Here is a 21,225-nt window from a genome sequence, read left to right as displayed (position 1 = left end):
ATTTCGAAAGGGCCTTTACTCGATTCAATTAGTTTATAACTAGATCAATTAAATACGACCGTTGTATACCAATCCACCATTATTCACATCAATAATTTTCAAGTGTTTATCGTATTTAACGAAAATCGTTTTATATTGTTTTTTACCGTTTTCGTCTAGTAGCAACATGATGCGGTTTCCTTGGTTATCAGTAGCTAGCTGGAACGTTAGCTCATCTGTGTTTACTTGGTCAACAATCATGTTGTATTCATCAAAAGAAGCGACATCCGCTAGTTCATTTGAATGGTTGCCGTTGTCAGTTGCATTGTCTTCCTTTTCTTCTTGCTCTACATTTTCTGCATTCTGATCTAGGATTTCACCTTTTACTGCATCAATATTAAATTCATATTCGCTCGTATTGCTGTCGATGTCAATTTCATAATAATCTCCATTTTCTTCAAAAGAAAGTTCTACTTCTTGAACTGTTCCTTCTGTATGAGAAAATGCGATTTCAAGCGCTTTTTCTGCCGTAATTCCAGATTGCCCTGCTGAGTTGTGGTCACTGGTTGCTGCAAAAGCTGCTACTCCTCCAAGACCACCTAAAACGACTGTACCTACTACTGTTCCAATTATAACTGTGTTTTTCAAAATTATTCCTCCTCTATCTGTCTACAAACCAATCATAACTTTCAAGAATGAGACAAGACTGAGAAGAACATTAGAATTTGATGAGAATTATTCGTATTTTATAAAAAAAATGCTGATGGATTTCATATTTCTTTAAGTATTTTTCAATTCGCTTCTATAAAAAGTTACTTACGACAGCCAACAAGAAAATGTCTTCTTTTTTACGGAATGAGAGCTTGTGCAATTCGACAAGCTTTCAGTAAACTATACTCCACTTTGTTTAATCTTCTTTTTAAAAGTGTTTGCCATTCCAAATCTTCAGCGCTTCCTTGTTCTGTCAAAGCCAGCAAACTGATATCCTTCAAAAGGGGAAGAACAGGCTGGTTCATCGCTAAATCTTGATCGAATCTGTCTCCACTCACATAATTGAGTGGAATAAGTTCATGTGAAATCGAGAGCATGGCATCGTTGAATGCTTTTGCGGCATCGTCACTCCAGTTTCTGTTGTGCATAACTTTGTTGAGTTGCATACCTAAACTTTCAAGTAATGTTGCTCGCTCAAGCGCTCGTGTCAGGTCTAGGCGACTGTCCGCCAATTTTTGATAATGCTCTAACGCTTTTCGAATTTCGTGCGCACCTGCTTCATGATTAAAGGGAAGAACTTTTCTCGTACAAGCGTCATGAATGACGGACACATAAATTTGACAGTCACGGCGCAAGTTAGCAGGATCTAATTTGTCCAGTGTATCTTCAGTTGTATGCCACCACCATCCAAATCCACCAGATTTGATGCCACCAAACAAACTGGCAAGCGTTTGCGAAGCCAAATTATCACTTAGTGGTTGTTCCGACATTCCCATAAATAGTGCAGGAATGCCCGTTCCCCAGAAAGATTGGTCTCCCCCTCTACCAAATCTTTTGCCGATAAAATTTTCTTGAGTTAATGCTTTAACAAATCCACCTCCATAATCTCTCGTTTCAGCCATGCAATTACTTTCACTCAGAATCGTAGCGCCTTTTCCACCTAATGAATCAGCATATACATGTAGGAAACAATTTTCGTGTAAGTCTTCCCAATGCATGTCGTTGTAATGAGTAGACCCAGAATATCGCCCATGTGAATGCCCCGACCAAAAAGCCAGCCTTAGCGTCCGTCGAAGAGGCACTTGGCATTCGGTTAGCACTCTTGCAGTTTCTAGCATTGCTGCATTGGCACTTCCATTATCCATAGCTCCATAATGCCAAGAGTCGATATGTCCACTAAACAAAACGAACTTCTCCGGCTCCACTTCCCCCTTCAATTCAGCAACTAGTGTAGGGATTTTACGCCATCCGGTATCAACAATTGTTTTCAACCAAACTTCGATGTGGTTACTAGAATGGTCTAATTGCTTAAGTAACAAATTTGCTTCGACTTCTGTAATGGATAGCACAGGAATTTTTGGGAACTCTTTTTTGGTTTCTGGAGTCGGATTGCCCCACACCCGTGATACGGTCATTTCGTGGGTGATTGTACCATTAATAAAAATGACTGCTAGACTTCCGGCTGTTTCCAACATTTCTACAGTACCTGGTGTAGCAATTCCTTTTATCAACACAATCTTCCCTATTGTATTCACATTGGAACTAAGAGATCTTATATAAACCAAATCTCCATATAAACCTTCAGTACCCGTTGTGGCAGACATCGAATGAGTGATACATGGCATGTTGATTTCCCCTACTTTTAGTTCAGCGGATACGGGTAAGCTAATAAATCCGTCATGAAACGTCAAGCGGGTTTCTGCTCCTAGCTCATCGAGTACGCTTTTGGCATATTTAAATGCTCGCAACTCTTCTAATGAGCCCGAGAGCCGTATTTCTTTTGAAATTTCTGCTGTGTATGCCATCAGACCATCCGCAGAAACAGCTCCAACCAGGCTCTTTTGAATGGCAGTCAAATTAGTGGTCATGTAAACGCTCCTTTCTTTGAGCACTCATCTATAATTAGATTAAAAAATCTTCTTTGGAATTTTTTACTTGCTCAAAGGGTTGAAATTTTCTACCCACTAACTTACTTACTGCGTCGATAAATGTATTGGTTGTATGAGGTGTATCGTAAAGGGTTTCAAAAAATGCTGGTCGTTGCTCTTTTGGAACGGAATCATACGCTTTGCCAACCATCCAACGTCCATAATAGTAAGAGGGATAATACGTCTTCTGTATAGGATGCGAAAAGAAACGATAACAATTATTTGCTTCAATTTCTCCAAGCAATCCTTTTTCCATCATGTAGGCAACAGACTCTTCTTTGTTCATCTCCCTTGTGTTAAACATATAACACGCATTTGTCATAGCCATGCGTTGCATATCAATCCAGTCACGTGCCAGTTTATACTGTTCTTTTTGCTCAAGAGAAATTTCTTCTGTCTCTTCTTCATCTCGGTCCCACCCTAAAAAGTGAAGTGCGCTTTCCGGCCCACCTTCAAATAGCGCATTGGTTGGTGAATTGATGAGATAATAAGACGCTTCTAGTGGTAGTTTATCTTGTTGGAAAAGATAGTCCCACCGGCAATAAAATGCTTGATGACCTGGGTAACTCTCATGTGTCATAATTTGTGCAAGTACCGGTTCCGTCCAAGGTCTATCAATATTGAACGTCAGATTCCCTCTGAAATCACCAGTGTATTTAGAGTAACCACTCCAAAACACATCACGAATAGATTTGATATAATCGATACCATCTTCTTTCGGTAGTTCAATGACGCGCTTTAATGTACCTATTTTACTTTTCTCCTTCATTGATTCTGCCACTTCTACTACTTTCTCAGGTGAGATCAGTGTATCTTTAAGCCAATTCTCCGCTTTGTCTTTTAAGCTTCCTTTATAGTTCAAATTAGTTAGCCCTTGTTCTACAAGTTCTCTATGCCCTTTCATCGCTTCTTCTGAAATGAGCGTGGCAGGCAGTTCTTGAATATTTGCGATATACTCAGCATATGGCAAATCATCTCCTTGCAAGCTACGCACAAAGTATCCATAGGCATTGAGCATTGAACGGAGATATCTTCCCGGATGCCCTTCAAGCTCTTGGATTTCTTTTTCTACTTCTTCAATTTTTCGCCCTATGGCGTCTAAGTTATTAATTGAAGGTTTGATTTTACTATAACTTGCTGTTGCCACTTCTGTTCCGTGCATCGATTGGGCTTGTTCATTTAGGCTTAAAACGATATCAACAATCGCATCGCCCACTGGTTGTGGTGTCCAACGTAAAGTCATATTTTTATCTCCTCTCTTGTTGCTGTTCAATTTTCCATAATGTATCAATATCTTTGAGTATCAAGTTCATCATCATGCGGTATAATTTTTCACCTTTTTCAGCTGTCGCATTTTCTGCATCACCAGAGAAAGCTTCTGGATATAATGTGGCGCCTCCATCCTTAAAACGAAAACGTTTTGCTAAAGGAATTTCGTGGCTTCCTACTCCTTCAGTAAAAGCATATTTTTCGTTAATTGCTAATACCAGTGAAGTCTCGTCTTCACCGGCATGACCTGGATTTGCTGCGATTTTTTTAATGTCTTCTCGGTAATCAACATACCAATTAATTGTCAATGTTCGAACACCGATATCTGCAAGTTTTTCAGTTACAATATCAAGACTTGAAATATTGCCTCCATGGCCGTTAAACAAAATGATATTATTAAACCCATTTTCATAAAATCCTTTGCAAATTTCGAACACGTAATTGCTAAACGCTTTTGCTGAAATATCAATGGTACCTGGGAATGATGCGAGTCCCCAAGAATGGCCGTATGTTACTTCAGGTGCCATCAAAATCTGATTACCTCTTTCTTTTTCTAATCGACGAACAAACTCACGTGGAATCAAAACATCCGTTCCAAGTGCGCAATGTGGCCCGTGCGCTTCAATCATGCCGATTGGCAACAGCACTGTGTTTACCGTTTTTTGCATTTCTTTAAATTCTTTTAAGTTTATTGTCATCATGTCCATTAATCATATGCCCTCCTTATAAGTCAAATGACGTTCAAGCAATTCAGCAATTAACGCTGCGCGATAAGGTAAATTTCCAAGCAAGATATGTTCATGTACAGCATGGGCACCATCGCCCATTGGTCCAAGTCCATCAATCGTTGGAATGCCAAGTGTTGCAGTAAAATTGCCGTCACTAGCTCCTCCAGAACCGCCCTTTTGAAGGACATAACCGTGCCCCTCAGCAATTTCTTTAAGTTCATTAAACAAAGTGAGGACTTCTTTGGTCTCTTCCATCGGATATCGGTTAATATCACCTGTAATAGTGACGACCGCTCTTTGTGAAAAAGGTAAACTGCTACGCAAAGCAGCCTCAAGTTCTTGACCTTGTACTTTCGTCGTAAAGCGCACATCAATCATCGCTTCTGCATAATCTGCTACTACATTTGTTCGGGTTCCACCGGAAATCGTTCCTATGTTCACCGAAATTCCTGCTTCGCGATCGTCTAACTTTTTAATTTTCTGTAACTGGAGAACAAGTTCATCAATGGCACTGACTCCTTGCCACGGATTGATGCCTGCGTGTACCGCGATGCCGTTAACTTCGATCTTAAAAATCCCAATGCCTTTACGGAACGTTTTGACAGATCCAGAATTAGAAATACTCGATTCAGGCACCAGCACAAGCTCGCTTTTTTTTGCTTCTTCTTCGATTAGCGCACGCGAATGCGAGCTGCCAATTTCTTCATCTGACGTTACAAGAAAGACGATTTTTTTAGTTAAGTCAATACCTGTACTCTTTAATGCTTTTAATGCCCATAACGTGACAATCAATCCGCCTTTCATATCGAATACACCAGGTCCATAAAGCACTCCATTTTCTTCACGCAACGGGATAGTTGCTTGATCCCACACTGTATCGTAGTGACCAATAATCAGTATTTGTGCAGAGCCAGAACCGACCGTAAAGCGATACTGATTGCCAACAGTTTCTTTTTCAATTACTTTTACTTGCCCTTCAACCAACTCCTCAAACAAATCTGCCAATACTTGGCCACAACGATCGGATAGTAGCTTATTGCGTGAAGGTGATTCTGCTTGAACAAGACGAATTAATGTTTCTTTCATGTCATTTTTATGTTGTTCCGAGTATTCCAGAATAGTTTGCATCATCTAAACTCCTTTTCCAATCAGTGGCGGCAACTTCACAGCTCTTAAGTGTTCAAGTTGTGCTGCAGCTTGCAAAAGCTCAATATCTCGGAAATGTGGAGCAACGAGCTGCATTCCAACTGGCAATCCATTTTCAGTGAATCCCATATTGATCGTAACCGCTGGATGTCCCGAAATATTAAATGGTCCTGTAAAAACCATTTCATCTTCTTCTGAACTGCCAATAACTGGGTCTTCAGCAGGCGCCGCAAAAGCTACCGTTGGCAATAATAAAAAGTCTATACTCTTAAATAGCCTTGTGACATCTTCAGTATATTTTTTTAAACTAAGCAAGCCGTCTAAATAATCGACCGCTTTCTTTTCCATGCCCATTTCAATTTGATGATATGTCATGGTTGCGTACTCTTTTTTTCGATCAAGCCATTGCTTATGAATTTGGGCTGCTTCCGGAAGCAAGACGTTCATAATGATATCTTCAGTCTGCGACCAACCTGGAATTGTGATTTCTTCTATTTCCCAACCGAGTGATTGTACGTGTTTAAGTGTATTTTTATAAACGCTACGAACATCTGGTGTAAGCCCTCCGAGCTGTCGCTCAGGTAAAATACCAATACGTTTATTAATCGATGCATAAAAATTTTCAATGTCGACTGCTGTAATTTTTCCTGCAAGCGAGTAAGGATCTTCCGAGTCACATCCTGAAATTGTTTCGATTACAAGCGCAGCGTCAAGCGCATTTCGAGCTATAGGCCCAGCATGATCGAGCGACTGTGACAGCGGAAAGACACCGTGTGTACTAACAAGTCCACGTGTTGGCTTTAATCCAACTACGCCGCAGTAAGAAGCTGGAATTCGGATCGATCCACCCGTATCAGTGCCTAACGAGAAAAACCCGATACCACTTGCAACTGCTGCTACCGATCCACTTGAAGAACCTCCAGAAGTTTTGGAAAGATCCCACGGATTATTTGTTTTTCCAAAATCAGGGTGAACTACACCATAAGCAAACTCCAACATATTATTCTTGCCAATCATTACAGCACCATTTTCTAAAAGCTTTTTAATAGCAGTAGCAGTAAAATCTGGTTTGAAATTTCTGAGAATATTTGAAGCGCACGTAGTCCGAATGTCTTTCGTATAAAACAAATCTTTTGCAGAAAAAGGAATTCCAGTTAATATATGAACAGATTCACGCCTTAAAAAGTGTTTTTCTGCTTCTTTTGCTTGTTGCAGCGCTTCTTTTTCAGTAAGTGAAATAAATGCGTTTAGCTGAGGTTCAACTTTTAGTTGTCGCTCAAAAGTAGCTTTTACAATTTCGACTGGTGATACTTCAGTATTTCGGTAAAGCTTGGCGAGTTCTGTGAGTGAGATATCCAATAAATGTTCCATCGTTACGCCCCCACTGCAAGTAATGGATCATTTTGATTGATTGCCAGTGAACTGACAAGAAAAAGAACAATACCCGTTGAATTCGAATATACTTCCCGAATAGTTTCACCAAATTCATCAGACAATCGACCAAGCAACTGTCCTTTTTCTACTTGATCTCCAATTGCTATCTCAGGATACCAAAGACATTGGACATCAGAACGATACCATTCAAAGACAGATAGGTATATCGAATTTCTATTGATAACTTTTCCTTTCAGTACATGGATTGATATAAGAATATTCTTTACGCCTTCTTGCAACATTAAAGATTGTTCTTTACTGAGAATTCCTTGTTGACCTGCTTCAGCGATAATTGCAGGGATCCCTTGTTCTGCAGCGCAACCATATGTTGAACCCGGTACTTGTCCATCACTTCCAATTACATATTTGATGTCAAAAAGAGAAGCCATTTCTTTAGAGATTTGAAGAACTTTTTTATCCTCTGTCACATGATAAATAGTAAATGGGACCAGTGCTTCAATCATATCGCCTCCATGAAGATCGATAATATAGTCTACTTTCTTAAAAACTATCTCATTCAGCCAATAAGCTAAGCGTTCTGCGCTTGTTCCATGTTGAATTCCTGGAAACATCCGGTTCAGATTTTTCTGATCATCAGGATGAACATAGATACTACGCGCATAAAATGAAGAGATATTCACAATTGGGAGTATGATTATCTTGCCTTGTATATACTTAGGATCCAATGAGATCCCAATTTTTAATGCGGCGTCAATAGAGGTGTACTCACACCCATGAATCCCACCCATAACAAGGACGGTTGGACCTTCATGTAATCCATTGGCTAAAAATGCAGGTAACTTTTCGTTGAGCGTTGGCAGTTCCAAATGTCCTTTTGTTTTTTCTCCTTTAGCAGCAAACAAATTACCAATTCCCCATTTAGTGCTCATCCATTCTTTCCTCCATTTCATTGGTTTACTATACAGATTGATAAACTATAGACTTCTAAAAAAGAGGGAAGCAATCGTGTTTCCACAACTGCTCCCATGACCTTTACTCTTCTTTTGTAATTTTATGGAACGGTACGTACCAAGAATTCATCGGGTTTAGTTCATACCCTTTGACCCATGTACGCATAGGTGCTTCAAGTTTCGGTTGTGCAACAAAGATATAAGGAACTTCTTCAGCCATTGTATTTTGAATTTCCATGTAATTTTGTTCTCGTAGTGCTTCATCTGTTGAAGTTCGAGCTTCTTCTAGCAAGCTATCGACTTCACTGTTTTCATAGAATGCCAAGTTGAATCCAGGGCCTTTGCTTGATGAATGAGCAAAGTACCAAAGGTTATAGTCAGGATCTGGATAGTCTGGCGTCCAAGAAACAAGGCCGAAATCATGTTTGCCGCTTGTTACCAAATCCAGGAATGTTGGCCATGCATATGTTTTGATATCTAATGTTACGCCAACTTTCTCTAAATCAGATTGCAATAACAAAGCGGTATTGCTTCGTACTTCACTGTCGTCTGAAATCGCTATTTCAAGTGTTAAACCAGTTTCATGACCTGCTTCTTTTAATAGTTTTTTCGCTTTATCAAGATCATATTCGTAAAGCTTAGCTTCCTCGCTAAATCCAAACATTCCTTTCGGAACTGCCCCACCAATACGTTCTGCCTGATCCAAATAGACACTTTCAAGAAGAGCATCGTAATTGATACTGTGAGCAATTGCTTGGCGTACTTTCACATCAGCAAGTGCACCTTTTTCTGTATTCATTGGCATATAGTCAATTTGATAGCCGTCTGCTTCAACAACTTCTACACCTTCTGTATCTCGCATCTGTCCAAGTACTTCAGGTGAAATGACCGTATTATCAATCAAATCGATTTCTCCTTTTTCTAGCATAAGACGCGCAGTAGAAGCTTCTGAAATAAATCGAATATTAACAGTTTCCATAGTTGGGGCTTCTCCCCAGTAATCTGGATTTGCTTTCATCACCATGGTTTCACCACGATTCCAGCTTTCTAAGACATACGGCCCTGAGCCCATTTCAGTTTCAGCAAGAACACTTTCTCCAAGATCATCTCCGTGCTTTTCTTCTAGTACCGGGTTGATGATATTACCGAAAGCTGTTCCTAATGTACTGATAAATGGTGCAAATGGTTCTTTCAATGTGATTTTTATCGTATAATCATCAACAACTTCGAAACTATCTTTATCAATAACTTTATTGAAAATTCCTGCAGCAGATTTCCCGACATCAATGGCTCGTGTAAATGAATACTGTACGGCTTCAGCCGTCACTGGAGAACCATCATGAAATTTTGCATCTTCGACAAGATGAAATGTATATTCAAGCCCATCTTCAGAGATATCCCAGCTCTTTGCAAGCATCGGTGTAGGTTCAGTTGATGAGCCTTCATATGTCACAAGACGATCATACATAAGATAAATAACACGAAATGTTGTATTTGCCGCTGCTCCATGGGGATCAAGTCCTGGAATATCTTGGTTAGTGGCAAAATTAAAGACTTCAGCATTGAAGTTTTCATTTGAACTTGTAGTTGTTCCTTCTGACGAACTCGTTTCTTCTTCACTATAATTTTGGCAGCCTGCAAGTACTAAAACAGCGATAACGAGGAATAAAAATAACTTTGACCACTGATTTTTGAACTTCACTGTATTTCCCCCTTTAATTTTGATGTTGATTGTGAAAGTATATTGGCAGACAACCTCTATCCCCCTTTCAGTGATTTGTACACAGATTCAGCGCTGTTTTGGATCTAGCAAATCATTCAGTCCATCTCCAAGTAAGTTAAATCCTAGTACAGTCAATAGAATGGCAATGCCTGGGAACGTTGCAGCCCACCAAGCTTCACGCAGTATTTCACGACTATTCGAAAGCATCGCGCCCCATTCTGGTGAAGGTGGCTGTGCACCGAGACCAATAAAACTGAGTCCCGCAGCAGCTAAAATAACGAATCCAAGATCCAAAGATGCTTGGATGGTAGCTGGTGCAATAGAATTCGGAATGATTTCCTTGAACAAAATCCGAAATGGATTTGCTCCGAGTGCTCGCGATGCTTCAATAAATTCCGAATGTTTGATTGACAGTACCGATGAACGAACAATTCTCGTATACCAAGGCCACCAAGTAGCGGCAAGCGCCAACATGACATTTTCAATGGATGGTCCAAGTGCAGCTGCTATTGACATTGCCAAAATGATGCCTGGAAAAGAGAGAAAAATATCTGTAATTCGCATAATCACTTGGTCGATTCGGCCGCCCATATACCCGGCAATTGCGCCGAGTATTGTACCCAATGGGAATGCTATCAATACTACTAAGAGACCGATACGCAATGAAATCCTCGTGCCGTACACAACTCGGCTGAAAATATCCCTTCCAACTTCATCCGTACCAAAAAAATGTTCAACACTTGGCGCTTCGAGTTTACTCACCAAATCCACCTCGGTTGGGCTGTGAGTAGCAATTACTGGAGCAAATAACGCAGCGATTAATATTCCTAAAACAATGAAGAGACCGAGCACTGTCAACGGGCTTCTGAAAATTCTTCGTGCCAACTCAACCACCCCTCCCTAGCTATGTTTCAATCTTGGATCAATGAAGAAATATAATGTATCGACAATCAAGTTAACAATAATAAACATGACTGCAATCAACATTGTCACACCCATAACCGCCGGGAAATCTAAGTAGTTGATGGCATTCACAGCATACTGACCTAGTCCTGGCCACGAAAACACAGCTTCTACCAGAATACTGCCTCCAAGCGCATGTCCAAATGCCATACCGAGAAGCGTGATGACTGGCATAATACCGTTACGAAGTGCATGTCCGTAAAGTACTCGATTTTCAGGCGCTCCTTTTGCAAAAGCCGTGCGGATATAATCGCTTTGTAACACAGTCAGCATACTCGACCTAGTCATTCGAGTAATCATCCCAACTGTCACCGCAGCCAACGTAATTCCTGGCAAAATTAAATGCATAAAAGCTGCATAAAACACAGACCAGTTTCCTGTTAACAAAGCATCAATTGTGTACATGCCTGTAATATACTCTGGTGGAGACATACCTCCATCCAAACGTCCAGAACCTGGCAATACACCGAGCTTCAAGTAGAAGAATAGGAGCAATAACAACCCAAGCCAAAACGCTGGCATAGCTACACCTATCAGTGCGAAAATCCTGGTGAATTGGTCAGCAATCCGGTCTTTCCTGCTGGCACTGATGACTCCGAAAGGAATTCCGATGATTAATGTGATAAACATTGCAAACATTGTCAGTTCAAATGTGGCTGGTGAGTACCTCAACAAATCGTCCATAACCGGTCGTTGAGAATACGTACTCTGTCCAAGATCACCTTGGACAATTCCGCCCATATATCTTCCATATTGCACATAAAGAGGATCGTTTAATCCCATATCTTCACGCAGTGCTTCGAGCCCATCTGGAGTAGCTTTTGGTCCAAGTATGAGTCGAGCAGGGTCTCCCGGAATTGTATTAGAAATAGAGAAAGTCAGGATGCTGATACCGATTATAATTGGTATCATCAACAGCAATCGTTTACCGATAAATCGTAACGCGTCCATTGGGCTGTCCCCCTTTAATAGCTTTTTAGGTCCTTTTCTTGTCAAACATGAATGCAAGCCGCAAAATGACCTGGTTCTTTTTCTTCTAATGGAGGTACGATTTCCTTACATTCTTTTGTAGCCATTGGACAACGCGTGTGGAACGTGCAACCCGTTGGTGGATTGGATGGACTTGGCAAATCACCTTGAAGAATTATTCGACTTTTAATATGAGTCGGATCTGGAATTGGCAATGCTGACAAAAGTGCACGCGTATATGGATGAATCGGCGTATCATAGACTTTTGCAACATCAGCAATTTCAACTACTTTCCCTAAATACATCACAGCCACTTTATCTGAAATATGCTGAACTACCGATAAATCATGCGAGATGAACATATAACTTAAATTTCGCTCTTGCTGAAGTTCAAGCATTAAGTTTAGTACTTGTGACTGCACCGAGACATCAAGTGCAGAAACCGGTTCATCAGCGATGATCAATTTCGGATTTAATGCCATCGCCCGGGCGATACCAATACGTTGACGTTGCCCTCCTGAAAATTCATGGGGATAGTTGCTTAATTGTTCTTTCCGAAGCCCTATTTTTTCAGATAGACTTTCAATTAACTCTTTGCGGTCTGTCTTATTTCCTATGTTATGAATAATAAGTGGCGCTTCAAGAATTTGGCGTACCGTACGTCTTGGATTTAACGAAGCATAAGGATCTTGAAAAACGATCTGCATTTCTTTACGCAACTCTTTCATCTCTTTTGCAGACATATTGGTAATTTCTTGGCCTTCGAACTTGATACTTCCTTCGGTTGGTTCCACGAGCCTTAAAATGGAGCGACCAAGACTGGATTTTCCACAACCTGATTCACCAACTATGCCAAGTGTCTTTCCTTCTTCAATAGTTATTGAAACCCCATCAACTGCTTTAACAATCGTTTTATTACCTACAAAGCCCTTTTTAGTTGTAAAGTGTTGTTTCAAGTTCGTGACTTCGAGTAGTGGCATTCTCATTCCCTCCTTTTTCATCATAAAGCCAGCAAGCCGTCTGATGATTTTCTTTAACTTGAATCATTTGAGGTGTTACAGTACGACAAATATCCATAACGTACGGGCAACGATCGGCAAACCTGCAGCCATTTGGCATACTTCCCGGCGTTGGAACCGTACCTGGAATCGACCCAAGTTTTTCTTTCCTTCTTCCGAGTTTCGGTATAGATGCTAAAAGTCCTTGAGTGTATGGGTGCTTTGGATTCCCGAACAATTCAGTGGCGTGTGCTTCTTCTACAATTTTTCCAGCATACATTACAAGTACACGGTCACAAACTTCTGCTACGACACCCATGTCATGAGTAATCATGATGATTCCCATGCGGGTTTCGCGTTTAATTTCATTCATTAATTCCAAAATTTGAGCTTGAACCGTAACATCTAATGCCGTTGTTGGTTCATCACAAATTAAAAGTTGAGGTTCACAAGCCATTGCGATGGCAATCATAATACGTTGCCGCATTCCACCGGATAATTGATGTGGATATTCATCAATTAGTTCTTCAGCTCTTGGCAGTCCTACAGCATTCAGCAGTTCTAAGACACGTTTTCTGCGCTCTTTTTTATTTTTTTTCGTATGCAGAATAAGGGATTCTTCAACCTGGACGCCTACTGTTTGGAGCGGATTAAGTGACGTTAGCGGATCTTGGAAGATCATCGACATTTGGTTGCCTCTAATTTTCTCTAATTTACGTTTCGAAGATCCTGAAATCATCTGTCCTTGTAAATCCACTTCTCCTTCAAGTCGTGCTTTATCGGGTAGTAATTGCATCAGCGACAACGCGGTCATGCTTTTTCCACAACCTGATTCACCAACGATTCCAAGCGTCTCTCCTTGTTCTAAATAGAAAGAGATGTCGTCCAAGATTTTCGAATATTTACCTGCTCGTTTCAAGGATAAGGACATGTGTTTAACATCCAATAACATTCTTCCACCGCCCCTCAGTCTTTTCTTGAGATCTCTGTTGCTAAGTCTTTTAGTGCTGTCGTGTAATGGTTTGAGAATGCTTTTTTTATTTTTTTCTTATCTCGTGTTCGGAGTGCATTGAGCAAGAGTCTGTGATTGTAGACTACTTGTTCTACACGCATCGGAACTTGGTTGGCAATCGTTAAATACATGACACCCACCTGTGTATCCAAATTTTTATGAATACTGATTAAGCGTTTATGCTTCGAAGCGGCAACGATTTTTCCATGGAATAAAATATCACATTGCACTTGACGTTCAATATCTTGGTTTTCCATAGCTTCAGTAAACTCTTCGATGTACCTTTCAAGTTCCAAAAAATCGTGACTGGTTAAATGCAGTAATGCTAATTGTGCTGCTTCTCCTTCAATCAATGCCCGCAAAGTGTATATTTCAAATGCATCTTGATCAGAAAGCGTGGCAACGAACGTACCTTTGTTTGTTTCATGCTTGATAAGACCTTCATTTTGTAATAATTTCAATGCTTCTCGAATTGGTCCTCTCGATATATTAAATTTTTCGGCCAACTGCGCTTGATTTATCCAGTCTCCAGCTTTCAACTCGCCATTTAAAATCATTTTTCGTATAATTTTTGATACGTCGTCTGATAATGTTCTCTGATCTAAGATAATCATCTCTTTCACTCCTATATTCTTCTTATCTCATGAGGTAAAGATTTATATATTTTCTGCAAGTCATAAAGATTTTGCCAACTCATTTTTCGGTTGCCGTTTTCAATTTCTTTAATTGCTTCTACTAAAGCTGCTAAAAGCTTCATTTCCACTTTATGAATCTTGCCGATTTCAAGAATGGGTACAAGTTGTGCATCTACTTCTGTTTGACGTTTTCTAATGGCCAAATCTCGCCAAATCCCACTTTTCGTTTTTTTATTGTTAGCCATTCTTTCTGCTAATTTTTTTAGACCGGCATCTAACTTTTTATTATTACGTTCTTTTCTTGGATATATTAAATTAGGTTCCCAATCATCAAATCCTAGTGGCACAACCCCTTCTTTATCTGCTATTTCAAGAATTTCGGAACATAATTCCATTAACATATCGCGAAGTTCATACTTCTCAACAACAGTTGCCATTGTTTCATCTACTAAAGCTGTTGCATAAAGCAACCCAGCATAAGACATTTTTCCCCAAAGAAATCCCCAAATGTTATCGGTTACTTGTGCCGGTCCCCAAACTTGTAATTTATCTTTCAATGACATTATGCGTTCTGATACTTGGCCATCTAGTTCTCCTAGATAAAGTGATGCGACTCCTCCGTAAAGAATTTTTCCGGGTTCAAGATAATCTGCAGAAAAGTTAACAAAGCAGCCTATCGTACGTTCTGCACCAATTAGTTTTAAAATTTCTCTTTCGCATAATCCATTTTGAAATGACACTACTTGTGAAGTCGAAGTTAAAAGAGGCAAGAAAGGAGAAAGCGCTTTTTCTGTATGTTGCGCTTTCACACAAAGAAAAATAAGTTCTAATGATTGATTTTTTTTAATGAGTTGAGGTGGGGTATAAGCAGCACATTTCACATTGAAAGTTTCATCGGGTCCTTCAATCGTGAGTCCATTCAAATTAATCTTGTTGACATGATCTTCTGCTGTATCGCAGAATACTACTTCATCTCCCGCACGAGCAAGATAAGCTCCAAGAACTCCTCCTATCGCACCTGCACCGATTATCGTAATAGTCATCACATGTTCCTCCTAGAAAAGTTGTAACCCGCCGTCGACTGAAATAACCTGACCGCTCACATAACGGGAGAAATCTGAAGCGAAAAAAAGTACAGGATGTGCTATATCTTCGGGAAGACCCAATCGCTTTACCGAAATCGAATTTATCAACTGATTTTGCTGGTCTTTGGACATCGCTTTCCATTGCCGCTCCGTTGATGGATTCGATAAGACAAAACCAGGCGCCACATTGTTTACAGTGATGCCAAAGCGCCCAAGTTCGCGCGCCATCTGCCGGGTCAATCCAATTTGTCCCGCTTTGGCGCTCGTATAAGCTTGTATGCCAGTGAGACTGCTACTTCTTCCAGCGCCACTTGAAATATTGATAATCCGTCCGTATGCTGCTTTTTTCATATGCGGGGCAAACGCCCGAATCATATAAAAAGTTGTCGTCAAGTTAATATCAAGCACCTTTTGCCAATCATCATCTGAAATATTCTCGATTACTTGATGGACTTGTCCTGCAACTCCTCCCGCTACGTTAACGAGAATATCCGTTTTCCCAAAGTTGCTGATTACTTGTTCTTCGAGGTTTTTTACTGCACCTGAGTCAGTCGCATCACAAGCATAAAGATGGATACTTCCTGCAGAACCACTCTCTTTAATTGCTTGTTCTACTTCTTTATTAGTTTCTTCTAGTACTTCTTTAAGGATATCGACCGCTATCACCTGTGCATCTCGAACGGCAAATTCTTTGCAAATGGCACGGCCGATACCGTGTGCAGCTCCTACAACAACTACAACTCGATTTTTAAAAGTTAACTGTAAACTGTTAACACTTTGCACTAATCCCACTCCTCTTTCTTATTTTTTTTAGTATATGATTAATCCTGTCAAATTGCAACAATGTTCGGAATACTTAGTTTAATTTTTATTTTCTAATTTAAAACAACTATACTTTTACGCATAAAAAAACAGATAACGTGTACACGTCATCCGTTTAGAAATTTGCAGATAGGATTTCAATTATTTACGTAGCGCAAGCATGTTGAGTAAATCATTTCTTGTTTCAGCCTACATTCTTTGCAGGTCTTCTGAGGACTTGCGACAGATTGGTTTCTCGGTGCTACTGTTTTGTCAGACATCTTATTATTCAACATTTTAAGAAAGTCACGACACGTGTGGCTTTCCAACAAAGACATACTCAACTTAATGTCCACTGACACTCATTCAGCACTTAGTCATTTAAGGAATAAAAAATATAGGGAAGTATATTTTGAATAAAGAATCCCAAAACCCAACTATCCTCAAATAGTGACACAATCAGATGAAAGTGGAACTACTTTTACTAGTGCTAATAAGTATTGATGTAAGTTTAGCTATTATTCAATAGATGATTTCTTTCGTTCTTTAATTATAAATTCTAGCTATAAAATGAGAGCGTAAAAATAAAGTTGTAAGAGACGGTTACTCTCTAAGTCTCTGTAATGGTATTACAAATCTTTCAACTAAATTATAAACTCAAAAGCTATGACATGATTTAACGAATTTACAACATCTTTTTTGATAAATCAACAATTAAGACATCAATAACGAGTTCTTTATTCACCTATCGATTTTTTTAGTCGATGATTTGTGCGATATGTCTGCCAGATGGTATAGATAATCGATAGCACAGCCAAAATTAAGAAAACAAGGGAAATTGGACGTGTTAGAAACAAAGTCCAATCCGGATCTGCCATAGCAGCTCTCCGTAAATTTACCTCGGCAATTGGTCCAAGGATAACACCGATAATTGCCGGTGCAAGAGAAAAGTCGTATTTGGTGAAAATATATCCAATAAGTCCCATGGCTAAAAGGATATATAAATCCGTAAAGCGGTTATTGAGCACGAATGTTCCAACGACACATAACACCAAAATAACCGGCACAAGTACCTGCACAGGTATTTGTGTAACTTTCATAAAGTACTTCATTCCCAAAAATTGAGTAATGAGCATCCAGAAAGACGCTACAAGAAAAGCGACAAAAATTCCGCCAACTACGTTAGGTTCGTTGACAATCAATAATGGACCTGGCGTAATGCCATGAACCATCAAAGCAGACAACAACACCGCTGTAACAGCAGAACCTGGTATTCCCAGTGCCACTGTTGGAATTAAATCACCTCCGACAGTCGAGTTATTACCAGCTTCGGAGGCAATGATGCCCTCTTCACAGCCCGTGCCGAATTTCTCTGGGTTTTTCGACCATTTTTTCGCCTGATCATACGCGACAATATTGGCAATACTTCCGCCAGCTCCCGGAATCGCCCCGATGATTGAGCCAATGGTAGAAGCTCCGAATAACGTTCCTGGTTTTTTCAGGACTAACTTCATTGTTTGAATAGGTCTCATAACAAATTTCAAGTTTTTGATTTTGTCTTCTTGACGTTTCATATCGTCTTTATTAATTTCTTTAGTTTCAAGAGAGATTAACAATCGAGAAATTGCAAACATACCAATCAAGACAACTAAAAAAGGAATTCCCGCGCGTAAGGTTGTCAGATCAAAAGAGAAACGTGAAATTCCTGTGATTGGATCTGCTCCAACGGTGGCAATTAACAGTCCGAACAACCCCGCAATTAGGCCTTTGATAATAGAATCCCCTGTCACACTAGCAATTATAGTTAAAGAAACAACAATTAAAGAAAACATCTCCCAAGGTCCCATCATCAAAGCAAAACGTGAAATTTGTGGAGCGATAGTGATTAGTAGTACGAAGCTAATAATAGAGCTCAAGAAAGATGCCCAAATTCCAATCGATAAAGCTTTGCCTGGCTCTCCTTTTTGAGACATAGGGTAGGCATCGAAAGTGGTGGCGATTGAAGAAGGTGTACCTGGGATGCCTAATAGCGCTGCAGTGATAAGCCCTCCTGACATACCACCTACAAAAACACCAATCATTGCTGATACACCGGCTACAGGGTCCATGCCGAATGTAAGTGGCAAGGTCAAAACAATTGCCATTGCCACAGTAAATCCCGGAATCAGCCCTGCTAAAATACCGACAACAACACCGATTAAAATAATAATCAAAATTCGCAGTTGAAATACTTCAGAAATCCCTAATATAAATAAATCTATCATTTTTTAAGCTCCTCTCATTTTTCTCAGATGAATATCCCCGATGGAAACCGGACATGAAGCACATTTTCAAAGAAGAAATACATGCTGAGCGTAAGGATGACCGCCACGGCCGAAACTGTCAGCACTTCTTTTCCTTTTCGATAGCCAATCAAAATAGCTGCTCCAATGATAAAGAGGATAGTGGAAACTACAAAGCCGATAAACTGTAGCAAGAAGATGTACACGAAAAACACCACAGTGGTTAAAACAACCAGTCGGTATTCCATATAGAAAGCTGCTAGTTGCTTTTGGGTACTGATTTTATCTTCAGTAGGTTTTTTCTTTCTCAATTCGTTCATTTTTGAAATGATCAAAATAGCTGATAGTAAAATCAACAAAGCTGCTATCAGTCTTGGAAAAGAACCTGCACTGAAATACGCTTCATTCAAAGACGGTAAATTGCCGCCTTGTACGTAAATAATGATACATAGAACGATCAAGGCTAATCCGATTAATATTTCTCCCATTTGCCATCCTACTTTCTGGTCTTTAATTACCACAATCTCATTAGCAAAAAAAGGAGGGCACACGCACCCTCCTTCCATTCATTTCGTAATTTTTGAAGATTTTCTAGCTTACTCGGAAATAGTAGATACAATTTCACTGATCAATTCATTTTGTTTATCAAGGTATTCACGGTACTCATCCGGTCCCATGTAATTGACAGAAGAACCGACATTATTGATAGCATCAATGTATTCTTGGTCCTGTGAAGTTGCTTCAAAAGCATCAGCGAGTGTTTCGATAATCGCTGGATCTGTTCCTTCAGGAGCTACGTAACCTCTGTTGATACTCATGTTAATGTCAAAGCCTTCTTCTTGAAAAGTCGGAACATCTGGTAAATTTTCTGCACGTTCGTTGGTTCCAATCGCAATAAATTTCATTAGGCCTGCTTCGACAAATTCATTCGCAGATGAATAGTCAACAATTGCTGCGTCGATATGACCGCCGGATAACGCTTGAATCGCCTCACTTAAACCTTCGTAACCTACAAGATTATATTTAATATCAAGTTCATTTCCTAGTTGCTCAACCCAGACCCTTGGAATTCCTGCTACTGTTCCGCCAAAGCGTATTTCATTTTGCTGGCCATATGCCACAAACTCTTCGAGTGTGTCTGCCTCAAAATCGCTAGGTACGGCTAAAATTTGATCTGATGAAGACATCGCAGCAATCGGTATAAACGTATCATAATTGATGGTTGTGATATCTGTTTGATTTGCTACTAAAAGTCCTTCATGTATTTGACCAATACTATAGCCATCTGCTTCTTTCTCAGACAGTTCTTCAAGTCCAACGGTTCCCCCGACTCCTGGAGAGTTAATAACCACAAATGACGAATCAAAGTTTTTTTCCGTATGCTCTGCTACTAGTCTTCCTTCGATATCACTTCCCCGCCAGGAGACCATGGAATAATCAGTTCAACTTCACGCTCAGGATAGCTTTTAGCAGAATCGTCGCTGCTCTCCCCTTGTGAACATGCTACAAGTCCGAATGCAGTAAATGAAAGAGCAACGGTCATCATCGTATTTTTGAATGTCTTGTTTGTCATTTTCAATTCTCCCCTTTTTATATACCTGTTACAGCTCCGTATACCAGTGCCAGTGCAATAACAAATGCTGAATGTACTTTCAACTGCTCCAGCAATAAATAGCTTATTGCCATTATTGCAATCGTTTGGATACTGCCAAGTGATGATTGTGATTCAGAAATAAATTGCACTGTCATAAAACCAATAAGTACGGCAATAACTGGCTTCACAACTTTTGATATGTTCTTTACTTCAGGTGAATCTTTATACTTGAATAAGATGGCCATCAAACCTAACATCAAAATCAAGGAAGGAGCAATGGTAGCAAATAATCCGACAAACGAACCCAAAATCCCACCTTCTATATAACCAACGTACCCGGCCATCTTTGTTGCAATTGGACCTGGCAATGCATTTCCAAGAGCTAAGACTTCACCGAATTCTTGTGTTGACATCCATCCATATCGATCAACCACTTCTTTTTCTACAAGAGGAATGGATGCTGGGCCACCTCCATATCCGAGAATACCGGGAATAAAAAACGCGAGAAAAATTTGCCAGTAAATCATTTGCTCACCACTCTTTTAATAAAAGGAATTAAAACTACTGCGATAAGAATTGCAATTAAAATTGCTGGATGAAGTCCGATTACTTCTAATAAGAGAACGGAAATCACTATTAAAAAAATAGCTATTTTCCACCCCAATGCTTTTTGCGATTGCTGGACAAAATTCCACGCAAGAACTCCAAGCATCACTGCAACCACCGGTACGACCGTCTGGGACATATTTTGTACCCATGGCACATCCTTATAACGCTGGAGAACTCCGAGCAATAAGACCATCAAGAGAACTGTTGGGATGACTGAGGCTGCGAGTGCTGTTAGCAACCCCCACACGCCTCCAACTTTATAACCAATATAACCTGCAAGTTTTGTCGCAATCGGTCCTGGCATGGTATTTGATAACGCAATAGTATCACCAAACTCATCGTCATTCATCCACTGATACCGTTCAACCACTTCTTTTTGTAATAAAGGTATCACTGCCGGTCCTCCTCCGAACCCCAACATGCCCGTCCGGAAAAACGCCATAAATAC

The 21,225-nt window shown here is 40.0% G+C and carries 21 protein-coding genes; all 21 read right to left on the bottom strand.

Features of this window, described 5'->3' with window-relative positions; all coding sequences use genetic code 11:
* Positions 1–48: 48 nt before the first annotated feature.
* The gene (locus tag I858_RS03780; RefSeq protein ID WP_049694842.1) at positions 49–627 is read right to left on the bottom strand and encodes a PepSY domain-containing protein; all 579 of its coding nucleotides are present in this window, start codon (positions 625–627) and stop codon (positions 49–51) included.
* Between the two features lie 200 nt (positions 628–827).
* On the bottom strand, positions 828–2,558 hold the full coding sequence (locus I858_RS03775) for a M28 family peptidase (RefSeq protein WP_049694843.1): 1,731 nt from the start codon (positions 2,556–2,558) through the stop codon (positions 828–830).
* Between the two features lie 34 nt (positions 2,559–2,592).
* A complete protein-coding gene (locus I858_RS03770; protein ID WP_049694844.1) occupies positions 2,593–3,861 on the bottom strand; it encodes a hypothetical protein in 1,269 nt (422 codons plus the stop codon).
* A 4-nt stretch (positions 3,862–3,865) separates the two neighbouring features.
* Positions 3,866–4,594, bottom strand: coding sequence for a creatininase family protein (locus tag I858_RS03765; RefSeq protein ID WP_049694845.1), 729 nt, complete (start codon positions 4,592–4,594; stop codon positions 3,866–3,868).
* A 3-nt stretch (positions 4,595–4,597) separates the two neighbouring features.
* Positions 4,598–5,743, bottom strand: a complete 1,146-nt coding sequence (locus I858_RS03760; protein WP_049694846.1) for a M20 family metallopeptidase — start codon at positions 5,741–5,743, stop codon at positions 4,598–4,600.
* A 3-nt stretch (positions 5,744–5,746) separates the two neighbouring features.
* A complete protein-coding gene (locus I858_RS03755) occupies positions 5,747–7,132 on the bottom strand; it encodes an amidase (RefSeq protein ID WP_049694847.1) in 1,386 nt (461 codons plus the stop codon).
* Positions 7,133–7,134: 2 nt separating this feature from the next.
* Complete coding sequence (locus I858_RS03750) at positions 7,135–8,085, bottom strand: M14 family metallopeptidase (protein WP_049694848.1); 951 nt, start codon at positions 8,083–8,085, stop codon at positions 7,135–7,137.
* A 103-nt stretch (positions 8,086–8,188) separates the two neighbouring features.
* Positions 8,189–9,808, bottom strand: coding sequence for an ABC transporter substrate-binding protein (locus tag I858_RS03745; protein ID WP_049694849.1), 1,620 nt, complete (start codon positions 9,806–9,808; stop codon positions 8,189–8,191).
* An 87-nt stretch (positions 9,809–9,895) separates the two neighbouring features.
* Entirely contained in the window at positions 9,896–10,723 is an 828-nt protein-coding gene (gene nikC, locus I858_RS03740; RefSeq protein WP_049694850.1) for a nickel transporter permease, read from the bottom strand.
* 6 nt (positions 10,724–10,729) lie between these two features.
* On the bottom strand, positions 10,730–11,743 hold the full coding sequence (locus I858_RS03735; RefSeq protein WP_049694851.1) for an ABC transporter permease: 1,014 nt from the start codon (positions 11,741–11,743) through the stop codon (positions 10,730–10,732).
* A gap of 41 nt (positions 11,744–11,784) precedes the next feature.
* Positions 11,785–12,747, bottom strand: a complete 963-nt coding sequence (locus I858_RS03730; RefSeq protein WP_049694852.1) for an ABC transporter ATP-binding protein — start codon at positions 12,745–12,747, stop codon at positions 11,785–11,787.
* Complete coding sequence (locus tag I858_RS03725) at positions 12,695–13,711, bottom strand: ABC transporter ATP-binding protein (protein WP_049694853.1); 1,017 nt, start codon at positions 13,709–13,711, stop codon at positions 12,695–12,697. Before I858_RS03725 ends, I858_RS03730 begins: the two co-directional genes overlap by 53 nt.
* A 14-nt stretch (positions 13,712–13,725) precedes the next feature.
* Positions 13,726–14,385 (bottom strand): GntR family transcriptional regulator, encoded by a 660-nt coding sequence (locus I858_RS03720; RefSeq protein ID WP_049694854.1) that lies wholly within the window; start codon positions 14,383–14,385, stop codon positions 13,726–13,728.
* Positions 14,386–14,396: 11 nt separating this feature from the next.
* Positions 14,397–15,449: a ketopantoate reductase family protein gene (locus I858_RS03715; protein ID WP_049694855.1), complete on the bottom strand. Its 1,053-nt coding sequence runs from the start codon at positions 15,447–15,449 to the stop codon at positions 14,397–14,399.
* 12 nt (positions 15,450–15,461) lie between these two features.
* Entirely contained in the window at positions 15,462–16,274 is an 813-nt protein-coding gene (locus I858_RS03710) for an SDR family NAD(P)-dependent oxidoreductase (RefSeq protein WP_049694856.1), read from the bottom strand.
* A 755-nt stretch (positions 16,275–17,029) separates the two neighbouring features.
* Positions 17,030–18,556: a tripartite tricarboxylate transporter permease gene (locus I858_RS03705; RefSeq protein WP_049694857.1), complete on the bottom strand. Its 1,527-nt coding sequence runs from the start codon at positions 18,554–18,556 to the stop codon at positions 17,030–17,032.
* A 23-nt stretch (positions 18,557–18,579) separates the two neighbouring features.
* Complete coding sequence (locus I858_RS03700; RefSeq protein ID WP_157886476.1) at positions 18,580–19,062, bottom strand: tripartite tricarboxylate transporter TctB family protein; 483 nt, start codon at positions 19,060–19,062, stop codon at positions 18,580–18,582.
* Between the two features lie 108 nt (positions 19,063–19,170).
* A complete protein-coding gene (locus I858_RS03695; RefSeq protein ID WP_083553648.1) occupies positions 19,171–20,004 on the bottom strand; it encodes a tripartite tricarboxylate transporter substrate binding protein in 834 nt (277 codons plus the stop codon).
* Positions 19,965–20,147 (bottom strand): hypothetical protein, encoded by a 183-nt coding sequence (locus tag I858_RS16900; protein ID WP_157886475.1) that lies wholly within the window; start codon positions 20,145–20,147, stop codon positions 19,965–19,967. Before I858_RS16900 ends, I858_RS03695 begins: the two co-directional genes overlap by 40 nt.
* Positions 20,148–20,164: 17 nt before the next feature.
* Positions 20,165–20,695 carry a chromate transporter gene (locus I858_RS03690; protein ID WP_049694860.1) on the bottom strand — a complete coding sequence of 177 codons (531 nt, stop codon included), beginning with the start codon at positions 20,693–20,695 and terminating at the stop codon, positions 20,165–20,167.
* Positions 20,692–21,219 (bottom strand): chromate transporter, encoded by a 528-nt coding sequence (locus tag I858_RS03685; protein WP_049694920.1) that lies wholly within the window; start codon positions 21,217–21,219, stop codon positions 20,692–20,694. Before I858_RS03685 ends, I858_RS03690 begins: the two co-directional genes overlap by 4 nt.
* Positions 21,220–21,225 lie beyond the last annotated feature (6 nt).

The organism is Planococcus versutus, assembly GCF_001186155.3.
GTDB lineage: Bacteria > Bacillota > Bacilli > Bacillales_A > Planococcaceae > Planococcus > Planococcus versutus.
This window is presented reverse-complemented; position numbering and strand designations above follow the sequence as displayed.

Excerpts from the sequence above, each read along its gene's own strand:
- I858_RS03775 (WP_049694843.1), bottom strand. The coding sequence starts at position 2,558 with ATGACCACTAATTTGACTGCCATTCAAAAGAGCCTGGTTGGAGCTGTT.
- I858_RS03770 (WP_049694844.1), bottom strand. The coding sequence starts at position 3,861 with ATGACTTTACGTTGGACACCACAACCAGTGGGCGATGCGATTGTTGAT.
- I858_RS03765 (WP_049694845.1), bottom strand. The coding sequence starts at position 4,594 with ATGGACATGATGACAATAAACTTAAAAGAATTTAAAGAAATGCAAAAA.
- I858_RS03760 (WP_049694846.1), bottom strand. The coding sequence starts at position 5,743 with ATGCAAACTATTCTGGAATACTCGGAACAACATAAAAATGACATGAAA.
- I858_RS03755 (WP_049694847.1), bottom strand. The coding sequence starts at position 7,132 with ATGGAACATTTATTGGATATCTCACTCACAGAACTCGCCAAGCTTTAC.
- I858_RS03750 (WP_049694848.1), bottom strand. The coding sequence starts at position 8,085 with ATGAGCACTAAATGGGGAATTGGTAATTTGTTTGCTGCTAAAGGAGAA.
- I858_RS03735 (WP_049694851.1), bottom strand. The coding sequence starts at position 11,743 with ATGGACGCGTTACGATTTATCGGTAAACGATTGCTGTTGATGATACCA.
- I858_RS03730 (WP_049694852.1), bottom strand. The coding sequence starts at position 12,747 with ATGAGAATGCCACTACTCGAAGTCACGAACTTGAAACAACACTTTACA.
- I858_RS03725 (WP_049694853.1), bottom strand. The coding sequence starts at position 13,711 with ATGTTATTGGATGTTAAACACATGTCCTTATCCTTGAAACGAGCAGGT.
- I858_RS03720 (WP_049694854.1), bottom strand. The coding sequence starts at position 14,385 with ATGATTATCTTAGATCAGAGAACATTATCAGACGACGTATCAAAAATT.
- I858_RS03715 (WP_049694855.1), bottom strand. The coding sequence starts at position 15,449 with ATGACTATTACGATAATCGGTGCAGGTGCGATAGGAGGAGTTCTTGGA.
- I858_RS03705 (WP_049694857.1), bottom strand. The coding sequence starts at position 18,556 with ATGATAGATTTATTTATATTAGGGATTTCTGAAGTATTTCAACTGCGA.
- I858_RS03700 (WP_157886476.1), bottom strand. The coding sequence starts at position 19,062 with ATGGGAGAAATATTAATCGGATTAGCCTTGATCGTTCTATGTATCATT.
- I858_RS03695 (WP_083553648.1), bottom strand. The coding sequence starts at position 20,004 with ATGGTCTCCTGGCGGGGAAGTGATATCGAAGGAAGACTAGTAGCAGAG.
- I858_RS16900 (WP_157886475.1), bottom strand. The coding sequence starts at position 20,147 with ATGACAAACAAGACATTCAAAAATACGATGATGACCGTTGCTCTTTCA.
- I858_RS03690 (WP_049694860.1), bottom strand. The coding sequence starts at position 20,695 with ATGATTTACTGGCAAATTTTTCTCGCGTTTTTTATTCCCGGTATTCTC.
- I858_RS03685 (WP_049694920.1), bottom strand. The coding sequence starts at position 21,219 with ATGGCGTTTTTCCGGACGGGCATGTTGGGGTTCGGAGGAGGACCGGCA.